General features: G+C 57.7%; 1 protein-coding gene. It reads right to left on the bottom strand.

The window, feature by feature from the left end; all coding sequences use genetic code 11:
• Window positions 1-293: 293 nt before the first annotated feature.
• On the bottom strand, window positions 294-1,424 hold the full coding sequence (locus B9Z48_RS21285) for an IS110 family transposase (protein WP_108380580.1): 1,131 nt from the start codon (window positions 1,422-1,424) through the stop codon (window positions 294-296).
• Window positions 1,425-1,523 lie beyond the last annotated feature (99 nt).

A 1,523-nucleotide genomic window follows, 5' to 3' on the forward strand; every position in this document is an offset into this window, starting at 1 on the left:
GCTCCTGGTATGGATTGACCTGTCAATAGGTACCGGTTGTTTTTCAGCTTTCTCTGTTTCTTTTGTCTTCTCGGTCAGTGACTGTGGTTCAGGGACTACGAGGCTGATTGGGCGACGGTAGATCAATCTGGTATTCGTGGGTTGGTTACCACATGCCTTGTCTTCGGTCGCGCAGCTGCCCATCTCTACAGTCGTGGGTCATCTCCCCCTTGCGAGTGAGCGCCACATAGGAGCGTCTGGGGTTCTGCAGTTCTGCCTGCGCAGTCCCTGAACCACAATCACCGACCTCTTGTTCATGCCGTTGCCCGGCTACCGTGCACCCGGCCACTGGCCTCGCACGCAATCGCCCAGACAAAGCCCACCATCTCGCGGGCCACCGCCGTGCACACTTTTTGTTTGAGCTTGCCCGACGTCAGCAGTTTTTGATACCGCCCGCACAGTCTCTTTTGCCCCTCCCACGCAATGGCCTGCACCCGCTCACTGGTCTTTTCTGCCCGCATCTCTATCGTGCGGCTCTTGCGTGCCGGGAATCGGTAGTTCCAGGCCGCCTCGATCAGCACCCGCCTGACGTGCCCGTTGCCCGTCTTCGTGATCGAGCCTTGCTGCCTTTTGCTGCCGCTGCTGTATTCGCTGGGCACCAGCCCCAAATACGACATCAGCTGCTTGGGGTTGTCAAAGCGCGTGATGTCCCCCAGCTCGGCCAACAACGTCACCGCCGTGATCGTGTTCACCCCCCTCATGGCCAACAGGCTGTTCAACACTGGCTCCAGGCTCCAGCCGCGCACGGCCAGCAAGATTTGCTTTTCCATGCCCAACACGCGCCGACTAGCCTCCTTGAGCGCCTCCACGTACTCTTGCATCACGATGTGCTGCGTGGGCGTCTCAAATGTGAGCGTCTCCATCCAGCGCCAGTGCGCCACGGTCCACTTGCTTTTGCCGGTGAAGACCTTGCCGTTGCGCAGCAAAAACGCTCCCAAGCGTTGGCGTGCCTTGGTCTCGGTTTGTTTGAAATCTTCGCGTGCCCGGCTCAGATCTCGGATGCCCTCTTGCTCTTTGTCGGGTACCCACACGGCCGTCAAGCTGCCATCGGCGTGCAACTTGGCCAAGCTCATGGCGTCACGCCTGTCGGTTTTGATGCGCACGCCTGGCATCTTCGGAATCAAGGAGGGGGCCACGACGTCACAGGCGTGGCCCTGCTGGGTGACCTGATGGTAGACCTCATAACCACATGGCCCCGCTTCGTAGCAAAAGTTCAAAACCTCGCCATCGGGGCTCAGTTGTTTGAGCAACTTGGTGATGGCCGTTGGTGTGTTGGGGATTTCTCCAAAGTAACTCGGTTTCGTGCGAAGACCGCGCACGACGGCAACGGCGATGGTGTCTTTGTGAACATCAAGGCCGACGTAAATATCGTTAAACTGTTTCATGACCTGCCTCCTGAGTTGTGGCACTGAGTTGATAAAGGTTTCACACCCATTAACTTAACCCACGTTTGTCAGGTGGGCAGGTCATCCATCATGTCTACA

It is taken from the genome of Limnohabitans sp. WS1, from assembly GCF_003063265.1.
Lineage (GTDB): Bacteria > Pseudomonadota > Gammaproteobacteria > Burkholderiales > Burkholderiaceae_C > Limnohabitans_A.

Coding starts and splice junctions, on each gene's coding strand:
- B9Z48_RS21285 (WP_108380580.1), bottom strand. CDS start 1,424: ATGAAACAGTTTAACGATATTTACGTCGGCCTTGATGTTCACAAAGAC.